The organism is Nocardia asiatica NBRC 100129 (assembly GCF_000308415.1).
GTDB lineage: Bacteria > Actinomycetota > Actinomycetes > Mycobacteriales > Mycobacteriaceae > Nocardia > Nocardia asiatica.
In genome coordinates this window covers 1-17,400 of sequence record NZ_BAFS01000426.1, presented here as the reverse complement: position 1 = coordinate 17,400, position 17,400 = coordinate 1, and the positions used below count along the sequence as shown (strand labels likewise).

Annotated in this window: 21 protein-coding genes; 10 read left to right on the top strand and 11 right to left on the bottom strand. The window is 67.6% G+C overall.

Annotation, left to right across the window (positions count from 1 at the left end):
- The first annotated feature begins 749 nt into the window (after positions 1-749).
- The gene (locus tag ON27_RS31960) at positions 750-1,904 is read left to right on the top strand and encodes a hypothetical protein (protein WP_157227530.1); all 1,155 of its coding nucleotides are present in this window, start codon (positions 750-752) and stop codon (positions 1,902-1,904) included.
- Between the two features lie 89 nt (positions 1,905-1,993).
- On the opposite strand, the gene ON27_RS45965 is transcribed toward ON27_RS31960, so the two are convergent.
- On the bottom strand, positions 1,994-2,095 hold the full coding sequence (locus ON27_RS45965; RefSeq protein WP_373282805.1) for a hypothetical protein: 102 nt from the start codon (positions 2,093-2,095) through the stop codon (positions 1,994-1,996).
- Positions 2,092-3,798, bottom strand: a complete 1,707-nt coding sequence (locus ON27_RS40285) for an FtsK/SpoIIIE domain-containing protein (protein WP_157227528.1) — start codon at positions 3,796-3,798, stop codon at positions 2,092-2,094. The genes ON27_RS45965 and ON27_RS40285 overlap by 4 nt, the downstream gene beginning before the upstream one ends.
- Positions 3,799-4,718: 920 nt before the next feature.
- Here ON27_RS40285 and ON27_RS31950 point away from each other — a divergent pair.
- The 7 genes from ON27_RS31950 to ON27_RS31920 all read left to right on the top strand — a co-directional run bounded on the left by ON27_RS31950 (position 4,719) and on the right by ON27_RS31920 (position 9,126).
- Complete coding sequence (locus tag ON27_RS31950) at positions 4,719-5,975, top strand: hypothetical protein (protein ID WP_043736021.1); 1,257 nt, start codon at positions 4,719-4,721, stop codon at positions 5,973-5,975.
- A gap of 30 nt (positions 5,976-6,005) precedes the next feature.
- Positions 6,006-6,515, top strand: coding sequence for a hypothetical protein (locus ON27_RS31945; RefSeq protein WP_043736019.1), 510 nt, complete (start codon positions 6,006-6,008; stop codon positions 6,513-6,515).
- A 24-nt stretch (positions 6,516-6,539) separates the two neighbouring features.
- A complete protein-coding gene (locus ON27_RS31940) occupies positions 6,540-6,962 on the top strand; it encodes a hypothetical protein (protein WP_043736017.1) in 423 nt (140 codons plus the stop codon).
- A gap of 86 nt (positions 6,963-7,048) precedes the next feature.
- Positions 7,049-7,597 (top strand): hypothetical protein, encoded by a 549-nt coding sequence (locus ON27_RS31935; RefSeq protein WP_043736016.1) that lies wholly within the window; start codon positions 7,049-7,051, stop codon positions 7,595-7,597.
- Between the two features lie 43 nt (positions 7,598-7,640).
- Positions 7,641-8,069, top strand: a complete 429-nt coding sequence (locus ON27_RS31930; protein ID WP_063711405.1) for a DUF4913 domain-containing protein — start codon at positions 7,641-7,643, stop codon at positions 8,067-8,069.
- Between the two features lie 254 nt (positions 8,070-8,323).
- On the top strand, positions 8,324-8,794 hold the full coding sequence (locus tag ON27_RS31925) for a hypothetical protein (protein ID WP_157227527.1): 471 nt from the start codon (positions 8,324-8,326) through the stop codon (positions 8,792-8,794).
- On the top strand, positions 8,791-9,126 hold the full coding sequence (locus ON27_RS31920) for a ParB N-terminal domain-containing protein (protein WP_043736013.1): 336 nt from the start codon (positions 8,791-8,793) through the stop codon (positions 9,124-9,126). Before ON27_RS31925 ends, ON27_RS31920 begins: the two co-directional genes overlap by 4 nt.
- Positions 9,127-9,376: 250 nt before the next feature.
- On the opposite strand, the gene ON27_RS31915 is transcribed toward ON27_RS31920, so the two are convergent.
- From ON27_RS31915 to ON27_RS31900, 4 genes are all read right to left on the bottom strand, one after another.
- Positions 9,377-9,682: a hypothetical protein gene (locus ON27_RS31915; protein ID WP_157227524.1), complete on the bottom strand. Its 306-nt coding sequence runs from the start codon at positions 9,680-9,682 to the stop codon at positions 9,377-9,379.
- Positions 9,679-10,146 carry a hypothetical protein gene (locus ON27_RS31910; protein WP_043736010.1) on the bottom strand — a complete coding sequence of 156 codons (468 nt, stop codon included), beginning with the start codon at positions 10,144-10,146 and terminating at the stop codon, positions 9,679-9,681. Before ON27_RS31910 ends, ON27_RS31915 begins: the two co-directional genes overlap by 4 nt.
- A gap of 109 nt (positions 10,147-10,255) precedes the next feature.
- A complete protein-coding gene (locus ON27_RS31905) occupies positions 10,256-10,795 on the bottom strand; it encodes a hypothetical protein (RefSeq protein WP_043736008.1) in 540 nt (179 codons plus the stop codon).
- A gap of 73 nt (positions 10,796-10,868) precedes the next feature.
- Positions 10,869-11,258, bottom strand: coding sequence for a hypothetical protein (locus tag ON27_RS31900; RefSeq protein ID WP_043736007.1), 390 nt, complete (start codon positions 11,256-11,258; stop codon positions 10,869-10,871).
- Here ON27_RS31900 and ON27_RS43420 point away from each other — a divergent pair.
- Positions 11,257-11,412 carry a hypothetical protein gene (locus tag ON27_RS43420; RefSeq protein ID WP_157227522.1) on the top strand — a complete coding sequence of 52 codons (156 nt, stop codon included), beginning with the start codon at positions 11,257-11,259 and terminating at the stop codon, positions 11,410-11,412. The genes ON27_RS31900 and ON27_RS43420 overlap by 2 nt on opposite strands.
- 69 nt (positions 11,413-11,481) lie before the next feature.
- On the opposite strand, the gene ON27_RS31895 is transcribed toward ON27_RS43420, so the two are convergent.
- The 5 genes from ON27_RS31895 to ON27_RS31875 form a co-directional block, all read right to left on the bottom strand.
- Positions 11,482-12,081: a hypothetical protein gene (locus ON27_RS31895; protein ID WP_043736006.1), complete on the bottom strand. Its 600-nt coding sequence runs from the start codon at positions 12,079-12,081 to the stop codon at positions 11,482-11,484.
- Positions 12,082-12,174: 93 nt separating this feature from the next.
- Positions 12,175-12,945 (bottom strand): hypothetical protein, encoded by a 771-nt coding sequence (locus tag ON27_RS31890; RefSeq protein ID WP_043736005.1) that lies wholly within the window; start codon positions 12,943-12,945, stop codon positions 12,175-12,177.
- A gap of 210 nt (positions 12,946-13,155) precedes the next feature.
- Positions 13,156-14,127, bottom strand: coding sequence for a hypothetical protein (locus ON27_RS31885; protein WP_043736004.1), 972 nt, complete (start codon positions 14,125-14,127; stop codon positions 13,156-13,158).
- A 161-nt stretch (positions 14,128-14,288) separates the two neighbouring features.
- On the bottom strand, positions 14,289-15,236 hold the full coding sequence (locus ON27_RS31880) for an adenine nucleotide alpha hydrolase family protein (protein ID WP_043736002.1): 948 nt from the start codon (positions 15,234-15,236) through the stop codon (positions 14,289-14,291).
- A 46-nt stretch (positions 15,237-15,282) separates the two neighbouring features.
- Positions 15,283-15,954, bottom strand: a complete 672-nt coding sequence (locus ON27_RS31875; RefSeq protein ID WP_157227520.1) for a DUF8336 domain-containing protein — start codon at positions 15,952-15,954, stop codon at positions 15,283-15,285.
- Between the two features lie 299 nt (positions 15,955-16,253).
- Here ON27_RS31875 and ON27_RS40280 point away from each other — a divergent pair.
- Positions 16,254-17,400, top strand: a 1,147-nt coding sequence (locus ON27_RS40280) for a hypothetical protein (protein ID WP_218003079.1), incomplete at its 3' end; no start/stop codon positions are given.

Genomic DNA, 17,400 nt, shown 5'->3' with positions numbered 1-17,400 from the left:
AACGAATCCCCCCTATCGGGGGAATATATTCCCCCAGTAGGGGGGATTCGTTTTCCCCCTATCGTTTCCCCCTGAGGGGGAAACGAGGGAATGGGGTGGGGGGTACCCCGGCGGCGTCCAGTCATGGTGGGGACCGTACCGTACAGGGCCTTCCTGGTCAATCACCCCCGCTGACCTGGGGGTTTATTCGGGTTCTTCGGCTTCATCTCGGTTTCCTCCGCTCGCTGCCTTCTCTCGTTTCCCCCCTGCTGTATCCAGTCTACACCATTTCCCCCCGCAACACACCCTTTTCCCCCCTTCTTTTTCCCCTTTCCCGCTGGTACAGTAAGGGGGAAATGGTCGGTTGCGGGAACGAAAGGAGGGGAACCATGGCGGTGACCGAAGGAAGTGGGACAGAGGGCGCTGGAACGTTGCTGCCCTGCCGGTACTGGCTGGAGCTGAAGGACGACGAGCGGGTCGTTGTGGAACGGGGGGACACGGTGGCGTCGATCGCGGAGGCGGTCTTTCCTGCGCCCGCACCCGTGCAGGGGGTAGAGGTACTCCCACTGCCGGTCGAGGAGGCGGAGACGGAACTGGGGTGGGCGTTTCCGGAGTTGTGGAATCGGTTGCGACAGCAGCTCGGGCTGGGGGGCAAGGCGCCGATCCCGGTGGACACTGTTCTGCCGGAGGGCGTCCGACTGTGGGTGCCTCGGTTGTGCGGGCATCCGGTGTTCAAGCCCGGTGACACTGGGCGAGGCCGCAAGTACTGCGTGGGCGACCAGCCGCAGGATGAGCCTTGCGCATTCTGCGCGGATGCAGGGGTCACCTACACACACACCTCCCGGCACGCGGCCAAGCGGCGGGATACGTTGCGGTCCAACCGATCTTCTACCGTCGTCTCTGGGGATCTGAGCGACCCGCTCGCGGCGTCGCTGGCAGCCGTGACACTGCCTCCCCGGCCGGTTGTGATACCGCTTGCGGCGCATCCGGTATCGGCGACTCCTCCGTCGAGGGGAAAGGCGGAGCAGGCTCCTCAGGCAGTGGAGCCGGTTTCCGACGTGCGTGCGGAGGAGTCCGAACCTACTGCGGTGGAGGGGGATTCGGGTTCCGAGCAGGCGGCGGATCCGGTCGACCGGGTACGCGCGGCGCTGACGCCGATGGTGGATCGGCTCACCGAGGCGGTCCGTTCGGTCGCAACGGTCCGGGCGGAGGTCGATGCGGTCTCGGTCGAGTTCGAGAGGCGCATGGCAGCCATTCTGGAGCAGGTCGCCGAGGCGGAACAGCGTGCTGCGGAATCAGATTCGGCGGCGCAGCAGGCCCGCAAGGAGATGGAGCGGGTGGCCGCGGAGTGCGAGTCGGCTGTGGCGGCGGCGCAGCGGGAGGCGGGTGAGGCGCGGACGGCGCGGGAGAACGCCGAGGGGGCGGCCAAGGTGCTGCAGAGCGAGCTCGAGGAGACGAAGCAGCAGTGCAGGGAACTTCAGCAGGCGCTGCTTGTGGCGGGTAAGGAGCACCGGCAAGAGCTGGACCGGGTGCGGGACGCGGCCCAGGATCGCGCCGATCGCATGATTCAGCAGGCCTACGAGCGAATCGGGGCTCGGCTCGGCGGTGCGGCGGGTCCTCGGCCGGCGTCCCCGTCGCCGGTGCGGGCGTCGGGCGACACGTCGGCGGCTCGGCTGAAGGGAGACCGGGAGCAGCGGATCGCGGCGGAGGTGCATAGGGGGGCGGTCAGGCGAGTGGTTCGCCATCGCGGATCGGGCAAGGAGTGGCGGATCGGGAGCAGCAAGCCGTCCGGGCAGGATGTGCGGGCACTCAACGAGCTGGAGAGCCGGAAGATCATCGCAGTGGATCTCTCCGGCGCGGTGGGCGAGGATGCCGATGGTCAGGTGTACGCGGTGTATGTCGTGGATCCTGGCGTGTTGGGCTAGCTCCACGCGGGGGTTCGGGGATATTGTGCTCGCGTCCGGGAGTGTTCCGTCGTCAGGAGGGCTTCCCGGATGCGAGCATGTGGGCCCGATCAGGCGTCTTCGGCGGGTTCGGCGTGGCGGGCTCTAAATGCGGCCCGTTTGCAGGCGTCCGAGCAGTACTTGCGGGGGCGGCCGCCGGATTCGGGGATCACGATGTTCTTGCACGTCGGACCAGCGCAGATGGTTTCCCCCCCATTCCCCCCGCTGTTCTTGGGGGACGAAAGTCCGCGGGTGTCCGTTTCGTTTTGTTTCCCCCTCGTTCGGGGTGGCGGAAGGGAACGATTTTGCCGCCGTCTGCCGCTGAGGTCTCTTTGTGTTCGTCGTCGTGCTCAGGTGGTGCCGTGTTTTTCTCCTCGTGTCCCGCGATGGGACGGGAGTGGCGGTGTTCGGCTCCTGGCGGGGCGTAGTAGTCGCCCAGGGCTTTGATCTGTTCTTTGCCGACGTAGTAGAAGCGGGCGCGGCGGATGGTGATGTCGTCTTCGGTCTCCACGTAGACGGTTCCGGCTTCGTCGATGCCGATCTCGGTGCAGCGAGCGCCGCGTTCGCGGGCGCCGTGGCCGAACATCATCGTCTCCTGCTCGCTGCTGGGCATGCGCATGCCGGCGCGGGAGGGCACGAGGTCACGCAGCAGGTCGAACACGGCTTTGGCGGCGTTCTGGGTGGCCATAACGATGGTGATGCCGACCGATCGCGCCTGGGTGAGCAGCTCGATCAACAGCTGGGTGGCGTATTCGATGACCTTCACCGACTTGGGTTCGCCGTTCTCGTCGATGATGTCGACGGTGGCGCTCTTGCCGGGGATGAGCAGCAGTGCCATGACCTCGTCGATGATGACGACGTGGTGGGGAGCCTCGCGGGTGGGCGAGTGCTTCCTGTCGCCGATTCCGGTGCGCATTCCCTCTTCGCGGGCGGCGTCGGCGCGCGTGTGCAGGACCTTGTGGACCAGGTCCTGCAGCAGCATGAGGGCGTCGGGGATGAGGTAGGCGAAGTTGGTGAACAGGCGGTAGCCCGCGGCCATTTCCTGGCCGCGTTTGAGGTCGATGACGTGCAGCTGGACCAGGCCGTCGCGGACGGAGGGGGCGAGTCCGGCGATGATCGACCACAGGCCTGAGGACTTTCCGGCGCCGGTGAGTCCGGCGAGCAGCAGGTGGGTGCCGCGGATCTGCATGCGGAACTCACCGCCGTCCACGCGGCGGCCGACGTCGAGGGCTTGGAGGTTCGGCGGCTCTTCCGGGAGGGGCAGGGGGACGGTGTCGGAGAGGGGGTTTCGGGTGACGAGGTCGAGGGTGAGGATGCCGTTGCGGTGTTTGACGATGGCGATGTCGTCGACGCCGAGGCTGTTGGCGAGGGCGGGGAGCGCGCTGAAGTAGAGGGAGGGGTTGGTGTAAGGGTGCGGTGTGCGTAGCCGGACACGGGCGCCCTGGGGAGTGATGATGAAGCCGGGGTCGGGCTTGCCGGGTTCGAGTCCGTCGTATTCGGTGCCGGGTTCGAGGGTGGGCCAGATCCCGTCGGTCTTGCTGCCGAGCGTGAGTCCGCACCAGGTGTCGCGGGCGAACGCGGGCTGGAGGAGGAAGTTGACCGCGGTGGCGGCGACGGGGTCGTAGCTGTAGAGCTCGGCCATCCGTTCCACCTGTTGTTGGGCGGCGGTGCCGGATTCGATGTCTTCGGGGGTGGCGAGGCCGGAGCTGATTGCGTGGTAGCCGCCTGCGGCGCAGATCGCCATCAGGGCGCCGAGCGCGCCGGTGACGGGGGAGGCGAGGACGGGGATGAAGGCGTTGACCGCTGCTCCGCCGGCCACGGTGACGGCGAGGCGGGTGACGACCGTGGAGGTGGGGAGGGGGATGGTCGGCTTCATGGCGTGGCTGTCGTCCAAGTCGGTGTGCGCTCGGCAGGGTACACCGAAGCGGTTGCTAGCATGATTGCATTATATCAATCTGGGGGTTCGTTCCGTTTCTTCCACTGGCGGCGGCCGCCGCTCCGGAGCGCTTCCCACCGGCCCTCTCGGCGTCCGGGGGTTGCCGGCGGAAGGGGTGGACGCCCTCCCGGTCGAGGGGTGGACGCGGGTGGACGCGGGTGGATTCGAGATAGGTCGAGGTGGCTCCCCGCGGCGCGGACGGCTCCGCCGCGAGGCTGCGCGCCGCCTGACCCAGGGGGCGCCGGAGTTCAGCGCCGCGGGTGCGTAGGCGGATTTCTGGGGCGCGGTGCGGCGGTGTACCCGCCCGACGGGGGCTGTGGCGTCTGCTCGCTTTCGCCTGGCTGTGCGTTTCTCTCGGCCGGAGGGGGTCTGTGCGCTGGGTTGTGTCGAAGGCGGGAGGTTCGCGTGGTGTGCGTGATGACGAATCCCGGTGATTCCCGTGTGAGCGATTCACGAGAGCGGATGTCCCCCGGGTGGATGTCGCGGATCGTGCACCGGAACCTCCTCAACCACATACACCCCCCTGGGGTATACGATGGCACACCCTTTGCACCATGCGTTTGGACGAAATTTTGGTCTGAATCGCGGGGGAGATGCCGGGTTCCGGGCCCCCTTCCTTCCCTGGGTGGTCATGGAAGGTTCCACCCGTCCTCCCCGGTTTCCTCCCCCCTTCCACCCCCAGGGTGGAAGGGGTGGAAGGGGTGGAAGGCCGGTTTCCAGGGTGGAAGGGGCGGAAGGGGTGGATGCGTCCAGGGGGTCGTGACCTCCCCCTTCCTTCAATGGAAGTCGTTTTATGTAGCTCTTGTAATAAAGAGCGTTTCTTATATAGACTGTAATATATCGCTTTCCAGGAAGGCTTGATGATGAACCTCTCCCCGCTCCCCCTGCCGGCCGAGATCGGAGTCGCCGGAGTCCTTCTGGCCGTGCTGGTGTTCGCGGCCGCCGTCGTGGACTACTACGGCGGTATCGGCTCGTGGGCGCGGGTGACATGGCGGCTGGTGCGCGCGAACGACGCGGCGCAGCGGCGCACCGCGTGGCTGGCTGTGCGGGTGCTGTGCGGCTGGCCGCGGGTGGCGAAGGATCTGCAGTTGCGCGTGCGCCGTGGGCGTCACCGCGGACAGTTCCCCCATATCCGCCGCATCCGCATCGACACCATGGGAGTCACCGTCGTGCTGCGCACCGCGACCGGGATCGGGGTGCGCAAGATCCGTCCCCACTGCCGCGATCTCGCCGACAAGTGGCGGGTCGAACGGGTGGTGGCCGAACAACTCGACACCGGGGAGGTGCGGCTGCGGTTGCAGAGCGTCGCCGCGAACGCTGCGGTGAATCCGTCGCTGGCGCGCAAGAGCTACCCGCCGCTGTGGTGCGGCCGCGACCACTCCGGTGAACCGGTCACGCTGGACCTCGCCACCACCTCCGGTGTCGGTGTCCACGGCCGCCTCGGCACTTCGGCGTTCGTGTTGTCGCTGCTGAGTCAGCTGGTGCCTGACCCGACCGTGCAGTGCGTCGTGCTCGATGGCAAGAACCCCAACCCGTTCGCTGGTGACTACGGTGTCCTGGCCGGTGGCAGGCGGGTGGCGATGACCGGGGACAACTTCGATCAGGCCAACGAGGTGCTCGCCGGGCTGGTGCAGCTGCGGCGGCAGCGCGCTGAGAGGATGAGCGACCCGCGCTGTGGGCTCGGTGTCACCGACTTCTGGCGGGTGGGGCCGACTGTCGAATGGCCGCTGGTCGTGGCCGTCATCGACAGCTACACCACGCTGCTGGCCCGCACTCCCGGGCGCAGCGCTGCCGCCCGGGCCCGCAACGCGTTGGCTGAGGCCAACACCGGGGCCGTGCTCGATCTGCTCGCGCACGGAGCTCAGTACGGCATCGCGGTCGTGCTGACCACCACTGAGAGCTTGCCGCGGCGGCTTCAGGCGATGCTGTCGACGACTTTCGCGTTCGCTTGCCGCGGCGACCAGGCCGCCGTGGCGGCCCTCGGGACGAGGATCCGGAACTTCCCCGAGGCCAACCCGTCGGGGTACACGCAGCCCGATCAGGTCACCACGATCACCGCCAGCGGCGAGTATCTGCCGTTCCGGGTGTCGCCGCTTCCCGCGCCCCTGACCCACTGACCATCGACCGACTCCACCGATAGGAGAGTTGTGCACACCACCGCTGACCGTTCCCGTATCCACCTCACCGAAGGCGTCGGCGCTGTCGGCGCCCGGCTGCTGGTCACGCTCACCGGCACCAGCTCCCCGCACCTGCGTGACCGGCTTCCCCTGCGCGGGGTGGTCAGCGTTCACCAGATCTCCCCCACCGGCGACGTCACCTTCGCGAACTTCTTCGAGCTCGGCGACGACGGCCAGCTGAGGGCTGCCGTCCATGTCGCCGATGCGGAGTTCACCTACCTCCGCCCGGGCAGCGACACCGGCGCGGGCTCGCCCCTTGAGATGATCACGGTCGAGGCACTCGAGGAGGTCCTCTACCGCCATCTGCAGAGGCAGGACCGACCGGGAGCAGCGGTGGGGCGGGTGAACTTCCAGGACATCGCCGAGGTCGTCACGGCCTTCTTCGCTTCCCGCGGCGTGCCGATGGGCTGGGCGGACGGCAACGTCTACACGCTCACCCCCGAGCGCCTGGCGCTGATCACCGCGGCCACCACCCGCTGACCACAGACCATGAGGAGAACCGCGATGAGGGTCGCGTTGGCACCGAAGTTCTGCCTGCATCTCGAGCGGGCGTGGGTGGGTTTGTACATCAGCGAATGCGTCTCGTGCGCTACGCGGCTGTGCGTGCACCCCGAGTTCTCGCGGCGGGACATGTACACCGCCGAATGCGTGATCTGTGGTGCGCGGACGTTTCCGGTGCATCCCACTGCGGTGGTGGAGGGGATCGGGCCGCGGCGCGTCGGCGGTGTCTACCGCAGCTACGACACCGGTTCGGTGGACACGGTGGTCGCGATCGAAACAGCGGCGTTCGACATGCCGTGGGCGATCACTGTGCGCGGTGAGGACGGTGTCCTGCGGCGCCACTGCACCGCGTGGGACCAGCGCAACGAGATCCTGCGCCAGCCACCGGAAGCCACGACCGTGACCACCGCCTACGGCCGACCCTGACCGACCTTCGTGCGCTGCTGAGCTGATCTCCGGCGGCGCACGGGGGCCACCCCCTATGCCATCACCTCACCGGATCGGAGCCGGACATGAGCACTCACACCATCGCCCTCGCCGACGAGCAGGACAGCACCGGCGCCCCGCGCGCCATCACCCCCGTCTACTACGGCATGTCCCGTGGCCGCTGCGGCATGCCCGGCCACATGCTGATCAGCTACAACGCCGAACACGGCACCGCGTTCCTGTACGGCCAGCCCTACGGCCACTCCTCCGGCGCCATCGCGTGCCGCATCCTCCACGGGGACATCCTCGCCATCGGCGAGCACCGGTTCCGTGTGCACTGCCCTGAGGATTGGCGGCAGTGGGAACCTGCCCTGCGCCGCATCGACAACCTCTACACCCGCGAGCAGGTCGCCGCGGCCGGCCAATTGGTTTCGGCGAACGCGCATTTGAAGGATGTGCTTGACCACGAGCCCTACACCTACGGCGCAGCCTATGACCGCTGGCACGACGAGTGCGACCAGGCGTACACCGCGCATGTGACCGCGCAGTTCCTGTACCGGGACCTGTTCGCGGGCCAGGTTCCCTCGGCGTTCGATGTCCTGGCCGCCGCGGCGCCGGTTGAGGCTGCGAGCTGATCCTCCACCAGGCGACCATCGACCCGAAAGACAAGAGCGAGCAATGAATTTCGATCCGAGCGAAGGCTTCCAGAGTTACCCGTCGTTGGGGATGTTCTTGCGCGATTTCCTGACGAACGTCTACCGCCGTGAGGTCAACGACAACCCGGAATGTGTCTGGTGCCCGGAGCCGTGGAAGCACCCGGAGGCGATGGTGCGGCTGACCGTGATCTGGCGGACGTACGAGTTGTTGTTGCACACCCGCGGCGAGGAGGGGGTCAGCGCGTGGATGCTGGACCACGCCGATCCGCACATGGCGAAGCTGTTCGCCTACGACGGCCCGTTCAAGTGCTGCAACCCGCGCAAGGGGCACACCGAGAGGTTGAATCCGCTGCCCACCGCCCCCATCCCTGACGAGCTGTTCGCCAACGGCATCCCCGAGGAGCTGCTGACCGGATCGCCGGCGCATCAGGTCGCCACGACGGCCGCCTGACACGAAAGACGAGAAGACGAGTGCACGAGCAGAACCCGCCCCGACCGGGTGAGGAAGACACGAACAACCCCGCTCGGCGCGGCATCTTGCGGTTGGTCGGCGGCCCCAGCAGGCATCGGCGTAGCCGTGACACCGGTCGCGGGCACGGTCGTGGACGGGAGCAGCAGGTCGTGGCGAGAGATATCAGCGCTGCTCTCCTGGCTGTCGGTCAACGGTTCTCGCCGCAGACACTGGGACGGTTGGGGGAGGAGGAGGTGCTTGTGGCGTCCGGTCTGCTCGATGGCGACATCTCCGCCGTCGTCGAGCCCGGCCGTGGCTCCGGTGCCGGGTACGACCTGGCGGAAACCCGTTTCCCGTGGGGCTGGGATGCCGATGTGGTGGTGGGCATCTGGTATGTGACCGCCGACGGGGTCGAGCACCAGGCGGCGGGACCGGTGCATCGGGTGCGGCTGGAGGTCGCGTCGTGGCGCAGCGGCCGGCGCAGGGGGCCGCGTGTCTTTCGGCGGCATGCGGCGACCGCGATGTACGCCACCGGCCGCTGCGATGTGTACCCCGGTGAGGTCCTGGATTCGCTCGGCGCCGAAGTCGCTGACGCGCTGGGGTGTTACGACGAGAGCTGGGGTGATCTCGCCGCGCGCTGGGAGGTGCCGGTGCGTGCTTTGGTGGCCTGGTACCTCGGATTCCGCATCGGGCAGCTGCTCGGGTTTGGAGCTGGAAGGCGATGAGCGGCGACACCGACACCTACGTCGACCCCTACCGCGAGCTGGGGTCGGTCACCGAGTACACGCTGCCCCACATCCTCGCCCGGGTGAAGGTGGGCAGTGCGGAGCACTCCTGGCAGTGCGAGCTCCGCTGGTTGTGGGAGACCCACTCGGACAGGATGGCCGAGCTGATGCAGAAGGTGCTGCGGCAGGGGGTCAGGATCCCGGTCCTGATCGGCCGCCACCCGCAATCCGGTGAGGAACGGATGTGGGACGGTCACCATCGGGTGGGGATCGCGGTCGCTTTGGCCCTGGAGACACTGCCGGTCAGAATCGTCGAGTCGGAGGCCCCCTGACTGCGGTGGCGGGCCACCCGGGAAACGGTCGGGGCTTCCAGGAGCAGTCAGCCGTGATGCGGGAGCCGTTGAGGTCGTGGGACGGCCTGGTCGGGGTCAAGGCGCGGGAGCGGGTGCGAGGCGATCGCTTCCACCGGCTGGGCGCCGCACCCGCTGCTGGTCCCCCTCTTTCTCGGTGAGTCGGCGGCATTGACGTAGGAAAAATTGGCCCGCCCCGGGGGGGTTCGGGGCGGGCCTGCGTGGCGATCGGTCAGAACGGCGGGCCGGTGTCCACGCACCTGTCGGCGCGGCGGAGCAGCGATCTGGGCAACGCCCGGTCCAGCCATCCCGGATACCGGACCGTGGCCAGGGGGCGGCGGCACTTGTCGCATTCCCACCAGTCCGGGTCGTCGTCGCCGTGCGGGCCGCTGGCGGTCCACCATCCGCCGTCGCCGCCGCACTGGGGGCAGTGCGGGCACCTCGCCGAGCGCAGCGCAACTATCACCCGCTCAGTCGGATTCGTCTGCTCCAGGTACCGCGAGAGCCGCCAGGGCCGGTGTGCGTGCCGCATCGTCATCGGCTCGTCTCCAGCTGCCTGGCGATGGCGTCGAGGGCCGTGAGCAGCTCCTGGTCGTTGGTCGCCCGCGCGAAGTGCGGTAGCGCCATACCGACCGCGTTCATCTGTGAGGGGGTGCCGGAGATGATGAAGTCTTCCAGCGCTCCGCCGCGGCCCCGGCGAGCTTCCACTACTGCCTCGGCCCCGTGGTAGGGCCTGCCGCTGCTCAGCGTGTCATTCAGGTCGTACTCGTCGTCCGGGTCCGGGGTGGCGACGAGCACAGCTACTCCGGACAAACCGTAGGGGTCGTTGCTGTCGAACACGACGAAGTAGCCGGCGGCGATCACCCCGAGCAGTACCCGCGACGCTGCGAACACCTTGGGGTCACTGCCGGGCGCCCGCGCGCCGGTCTGCTGCTGCGGTGCGTGAGCCGGGCGGGCCGTCTCCTGATAGCGGGCGATACCGCCTCCCTGAGATTCGCTCACTTTTTCTCTTCTTCACCTTTCTCGATGGGGGGTTGCTGAATGTTGCTGCGGTGGCGGCGGTGCGGGCGTGGCGATCACCTCGCTGGTCCATGGCTGGGCTCGTGCTGGGTCACTGAGGGACTGCTGTCGGGCTGAGTTGGTTGATGGCGTCGGTGAGCAGTTCGAGGGTGAGCTGCCAGGCGCGGAGGCGGGCGGGCCACCGCGGGTGGCGGTGGTCGCTGGTGATGCGGTCAGGATGCCACTGCTCAGGGTTGGGCCACAGCTCATGCGGCCGTGACAGTGGCTGCCACCGCGGTTGTGGAAGGGCATCCATCCACGCGGTGATCTCGGCGCGGCGCGGATCGTTTCCCACCAGCGCGGCCAGCTCGTCCCAGGTCAGCAGGTGGGCGGGCAGGTGGTTCCATCCCTGCCATTCGGTGATGGCCTGGAAACGCAGTCCCCTCTTGCACACGCAGTACGCCCAGTCCCCGCCGGCGCAAGGGGTCGTGGTGTCGTGCGTGCGCTGGTATCGCAGTGTGGCGACCACTTCCAGGGCGGTGGGGACGGAGTCCCGAAGGCAGGTGAGCGCCTCGACCGAGCGCTGCCTACCGGCCGCGAGCTGTTGCCGTTCGGCCGCGAGCACTTCGCCGAACAGGTCGAGTTGGGTCATCGGTGAAGCTTCCTTCCGGGATTGCTGGACGTTCCTGCCGCCGCGCTGGCCTGGTCAGACGGATTCCGGGGCATCAAGCCCATTCGGTGATCTCCATCGACTCAGGACCGTAGGAATCGTCGGCGTTGCAGTGGATGGTTCCGGTCGCGCCTGCGACAGCGAGGCCGGTGAACCCGGGCTCCAGCTGGCTGCCTTCACATTGGCCTTTGGCGGTGACAGTGATGGTGCCGTCGGCGTTGCGGGTGCCGTGGACCTCGACATTGCTGTTCCAGTACAAATCCGACATCGCGTCCTTCATGGCCTCGATCACGGCGCGCAGCAACGTGTCGGGGTCGGCGCCGGTGAGCGGATCGTCCAGCACTCCGTCCTGATGGAAGCGGCTGGCCGCGATCCGCAGCGGGTCTGTGTCCTCGGTGGGGGCGGGGATGGTGATCTCGGCCCGGAAGTCGCAGGTGATGCCCATGGTGAACTCCTCGAATCTGGTTGTCCGCAGTGGAAGTGGGAAGAAGAGGGGGAAGTCGGCAGCGTGGGGGCGGGTCGGCGGTCAGCCGACCCGGTTCGCGATCTCCTCGATCCGGCAGGCGGTGCTGGGCGCGGAACGGCACCCGGCGATCTGAGGCGCAAGCTCCGCCTGCTCGTCGCCGGGCCCGGCTCTAGAAGGAGGCGGCGCGGCGGCGGATCGGGGATCACATGACGTAGATCGCGTAGTTGTACTCGTCGGCGTCGATGAATTCGATGTCGTTCATCGTCACCTCGGTGCACAGACTGCCAACCCAGCTCGCGGGCTCGCCGGGAGTCGCGGGTGCGTCAGGGTCGCCCGCAGCCAGGTTGAGCCATCCCCACAGGCCGCCACTCAGTCCGTAGAACTGGCCGTCGGCCTCGATGTAGAAGTTCGAGTCGCCACCGAAGCAGTCGCTGGCGTCGAAGTAGTACTGCCAGATGCAGATCAGATGCAGTCGCGCCTGCCGACCGATCGGTCCAAGGATTCTTTCGACGTCGCCCGCCGAGTAGCCGTCGGCCATCGAGGCACGCAGGTCTTCAGTGGTGGTAAAAGATCCTGTTGCCGCGTCGATTACGGCCTGGCGTGCAGCTTCGGCCACATCGGGGTCGTGCATCCGCATTTCATCTTGGAGGTGCTCGTATGCTCTGGCGGCCACTTCGCGCTGACGCTCGCTCAAGTCGTCGAGTTGACCATGGAGGGCTTCAGCGGCGGTGCGGACCAGGCATTCGATTTCGTCGGGTTCGAAGTGGCAGCTGATTCCGCTCAGCCTTGCGCGCAGTGCCATGTCCGGCTCCTTGTGTCGAATTGTCGGTCGTATGGTTGGTGGCCGTGGAACCAGGCAGTCAGCTCCTGCCTGGTCCCACGACCATGGGTGAGATCAACCCACGAACTCGCGGTAGAGGTTGTTGATCTCCATTTCGAGGTCACACACCAAGCCGCGCACGACAGCTTCGATGTCTGGGGTGTCGGCGACTCGGCCGTCGACGGTGAGGAACTGCATGTCCTCGACGCTGAAATAGCGGCGTGTGCAGATCTCCGATCCGGTGTCGACGGTGCGCAGGTGTAGAGCGATTCCGTCGGGGCCCGAGCACGCGTCGGCGATCATGTCGTAGACGATCTCGATCGCGGGCCGACGCCACCCGGCGGGGGTGGACATCGTCAGCAGTCCGTCATAGCCGTGGGCACGGTTGATGAGGGTGGTGACGGTGTCGAGCCATTGTTTGCGCCACTGCTGGTTGGTGTCCGGCCAGTCGTCTTCGGCGTGATGCTCGTGTGCGAGTCTCGCCAGAAGCGTGTCGTCGACCCGCAATTCGATTTTGCGGTCCTCGACATCGGACGCGGGGTGGTCGGACACAATTTCGGCCGGTGTGGCCGGAAGGCCGTTGTGCAGGGTCTGCTCGGCATCCTGCTCGCCGTCGTAGACGGTGGTGTCCTCGACGACGATCCGGAGTGGGACCAGGCCGCGGGCGTCGAGTACCGAGTTCTCAGTCGTGTCCAAGTGGACGGAGACACGAACGACGCCGCTGTCGTCGATGTAGGCGAAGACGAGGATTCCGGCGACCTGGATGCCGGGCCGGTTGTCGTCATGGGTTTGGGGAAAGAATTCGGCGGCGCGGTTGAATTTGTCCGCTTCGGTGGGAGTGAGCATTGGCTTCTCCTGTTGGTGAGTTGATCGGATGACCGGGGATGGACGGTCGGCTTCGAGCAGTCAGCGAGCGGCCGGAGTTTCGGCAATTCGGGTGTCGCATGCGCGGCAGTGGTGGCTGGGCTCGAGCCGGGGCGCCTGGCTGCGGTCATTGCCGCGTCTGGGAGCGTGGCGGACCGAAATCAGTTCGGCTGCGCCCTGGTTGATCGTGGGCTATCGCCGGTCTTCGGTGGCGTAGTTGTGCAGGCCGTCACCGACGAGGACTGTGGTCGTGAACTCGCAGGTCACGGCGTCGATCCAGCTGGCGGGATCGCCAGGTGTCTGTGGGGAGTCGGGGTCGTCGGTGGGCAAGGTGAGCCAGTCCCCCAGGTCACCGGACAGGTGACGCAGTGCCTCACCATTTGTCGCGATGTAGAAGTTGGAGTGGCCAGCGAACCCGTAGGTGTCGACGAATTCCCAGACACAGACCAGCCGGAGGCCGGATAGTTCGCTGAGCCGGCCGAGGACCGAGTTCACCTGCTCGGCGGTGCGGCGGCCGTCGATCAGGCAGCCGCGCAGCTCGGGCGGGGCAGCGAACGCAGGGTTGTGCGAGATCGGATTGTCGGGATCGGCCGGAGCGTGGTCGGGGCTGCGGCCTTCTTCCTCAGCGCGGCCGTCGATGGCGACGATGATCCATTCGTCGCCGGTCGAGAGGCGATAGTGGAACCAGTAGTCGTTGTCCATGTCGCCGGTGATGGACAACGGGTAGCTGTCAGCCGGGGCCCAGGTGCGCAATTCGTCGCCGGTGCGGGTGAGCGCTTGCTGGGCTTCGGGGTCGAGGTTTTCCCAGTGGCGGGCGTAGTCGGCGAGGTTGCCGGTGTACAGCTGGCCCTCGTACTGCCACATGTATTGGCGTGGCTCACCGTGCAGGCACCCCTGGTGGTGGCGGACGTGGACCCCGCCGACGACCGATTCCGAGGACTCGGGGCAGTCGCAGGGCTTGCGGGCAGCGGGGAGGTTGCGCTCGGCGACGAGTGCGCCGTTCAGCGTGACCCGCACAGGCTCGTCCCGCGCGAGGGCAGGGGTCGTCAGGTCGACGGTCACGACGCCGGTGTCGTCGTCGCGACCGAAATCAATTCGCAAATAGGCCTTGTCGTTGTCGGTGAGGAAGTACTTGCCGAGATCGGTGAAGGCGGTGCTGTTCATGGGGCTCCTGTCTGAGGCCGGGTTCGGTGGTCGGCACTGCGCGTGCCGGGGGTGAACGAAGCAGTCGGGTTTTGTGGGGGCGGGTCGAGAGGAGGGCGGGTCGGTTCCGGCGATTCAGCAGAAGGTGGTGCCGCTGCTGGGTCGCTGGAGCCGTGGGGCGGTCAGCCGACCCAGTCCTCGATCTGCTCGATCCGTCCGTTCTGGCGTTCGGCGGCTGCGATGATGTCGGCCATCGACCGCTTGTGCTGGAATCGGTGGCCGATCTGGGTTTCCAGCCTGGCGATGCGGGCGGCGAGGTCGGGGCGCAGCTGGGCGGAGAGGATGAGCGCGGATTTGGACGCCAACACGCAGAATGAGCAGCTGAGTCTGGGCAGGCCCCAGCTATAGGCGGGGTGTGGGCGGGTTCCGGCTTCGGCGATCAGTTCCCAGACTTGGTCGGTGACCAGGTGGTGCACTGGGAGCCATGTGTCGACGTTCCGGACGGTATTGGATGAGCCGTAGCCGACTTTGAGGTGGTCGGGGACCGGCTGCTTGCGGGCGATATACGGGGCTGCGGCGGCGACTTTGTGTCGGCACGAGACGCAGGGGCAGTTCGCGCTGCCGTCGTGGGAGAAGGGGACCAGGCGCCGCCGCGCGGGTGACTCTTGGGCTCTCATGCCCATGACGTTCAGCAGCTGGGCTTGGGCGACACCGAACCGTTTGCGCATCTCCCTCGCGACGGCGGTGTGCACGGTTCGGATGGGGCCGCGCTTCATATCCGACGTGCAGTAACGGTTTCCGGCGTCGGGGAACATGCGTCGTTTGGCGATGCGGCCGAGCAGGTCCAGGCCGGTGGCGCGTGCTGTGATGAAGGGGATGCGGTAGTAGTCGGCGTGCTCCTTCGCCAACTGCGGAACACCGCTCCATTCCATCTCGCCCAGGTCCGCGTGGACGTAGTAGACGCGGTCAGCGACTCCGGCGGCCCGCGCGGCGCGCATGGTGATCTCGAGCGCGGCCTGGGAATCTTTCCCAGCGCTTCCGTTGAAGATGATCCCGTGGTATTTGCGCAGGTCCGGGGCCGGGGCTGTGAGGGTGGTGAATTCGGGCAGATCCAAAAGCAGTTGAGTCATCGGTGCCTGTCCAGAGGATCAGTTTCGTGTGAGGGTGCGGCGCGGGCTATCGCGCGCGGTAGCGGCGGCTGGTGACCTGCTTGGACGGCAAGGACAGCAGCGCAGGCGCGGGGGTGGTTCCGGCGATCCGGTAGGCGGTGCGCAGGCAGACTTTGCAGGTGGGGGTGCGCTTCGCAGGAGCGTCGGGGGGATTGAAATGCAAATTCCTCGCGCGCGACGGTGTCTCGCACAGCGAGGCGTTCGGGTTGCGGTGTAGGCGGCCGACGTTCAGCGGCTCGGTGAGGATGATGTGGTCGGCGCCGGAGAGGTAGGTCGCGAGGTGCCGTGGCCCGGAGTAGTTGTAGGCCACTCCGACCTTCACCGGCAGCTTCTGCGCCAGCGCCATCCAGGCGTCGTGGGCGGCCTTGATGTGTTCGGCGGCGGCGATCTCGCGGGGTGAGGGGGTGGGCGCGGGGCGCGGCGGCTGAGGCGGGTGGGGTTCGGCGTGGGCGGCCAAGTCCAGCAACGCCAGCTCCAGCCGGGACAGCCCCCGGATCCCGGGGAACGATCGGCCCAGGATCGCGCTCGCCCAGGCCACGCGGCCCGGTGTGAACTTTCCGACTCGATGCAGCTGTGTCGAGTCGATGGGCCCGTGCGCCTGTGAGGCCGCTTGCTCGCGCAGTTGGTGTAGCTGCTGGTCGGTCAAGGTGGTCGCCATGCGCTGCTCCCGGCTCGTCATCTACATCCCCTCCATGACGTCTATATATTTCAGTATATATACAAAACGCTCTTTGTGTAGTCAATACAATAATATGCACTCTTATGGCGGGGTCGGCGTCGATGTCGGCCCACGACCGGGAAGCGGTTGCGCCGCAGCCGGATACGCGAGGCAGGCGCGAGAACTGGACAGCATCGAGGACCAGTCGCGGCGGGCTACCCCACGCCCCCACACGATTTGGGGGCATTGGATCGGGCTTCGGCCACGCCTGGGGCGAGAGGCGGGACCAGCCTGTCGGTGGCGGCTGCGAGGATTCGCGCATGGTCGCAGCCCGCGCTTACCTCGGTCCGCTGGTGCTCGCCGAGGAGGTCGGGTTGCAGCGCTGGCAGTTCGATCGCGCCGCCGACGCGGGGCTGCTTCCCCCGCGGGGGCATGCGCGGGGCTGGCTGCCCGACCAGGTGGAGCAGGTGCGGGCGCTCGTACCGACGATCGTGCGCAGGTGGGGTGCCGAACACCCGCTCGGGGCCACGCGCTGCGCTGAGCGGCTCGCCGAACGTCTCGACCTGCCGGTGCAGGCCTACGACATCAAGGCGCTGGCCGGCGTCGGCCAGCTGCGGGTGGCGTGGGCGTACAACACCAACGGCCGCAGCCACGACCTCTATTTCCCCGCCGAGGTCGACGCCCTGGCGCCGGAGGCGGTCGAGGCGGTGATCACCGAGCGCGAGGCATGGATGGTGGTGTCGCTCGACACCGAGCAGGCGTGCGAGTTGCTGGGATGGAAGCGCGAGGAGCTGCTCACGGTGGCCGCGCGGCGGCAGCTGGAGCGAGGGCCGTTGGGGCGTTGGCGGCGTGCCGATGTGGAGGCGCTCGCCGCCGACGCCGAGCTGGTCGAGCGGGTGCGGCTGGCGCGGCTGCTCACCGCTGATGAGGCCGCCGAGGTGCTCGCGGTGGCGCGCCGCCATTTCGACATCGCGGTCGAGGCCGAGTGGGTGCGGCCGGTGCAGCATCACGGCAAGCGCGTCGGCCGGTCGCGGGAGGTGCGGGTGCCGCTGTATGCCACCAAGGATGTGCTGGCGTTGCTGCAACGGCCCGAGATCGACTGGGAGCGGGTGCGGGCCTGCCCGAAGGGGCAGCCGTCGCCGCTGCTGGAACTGGTCGGTGGCCGCAAATCCACCCGCGCCAAAGCGATCCGCTCGTTCCTACGGCGGTTCGGTGACGAGCACGGCATCGAGATGTGGGGCTGGTGGGCACCGGCGGCAGAGGTGTGGGAGATCGACTGGGAGCGCGTCGACGGCGGCCCGGAACACAGCGATGTCGAGGCGGCGATCGCCGCCGACGCGACAGTGCGCGCCTACCGCGAGGACATGCAACTGCATTCCGCGGCCGGTCGCGCGATCCGCTTCGCCCGGCGCATGCTCACCCCCGGGGTGGCGGTCATCCTCGACACCGAGACCACCGACCTGCAGC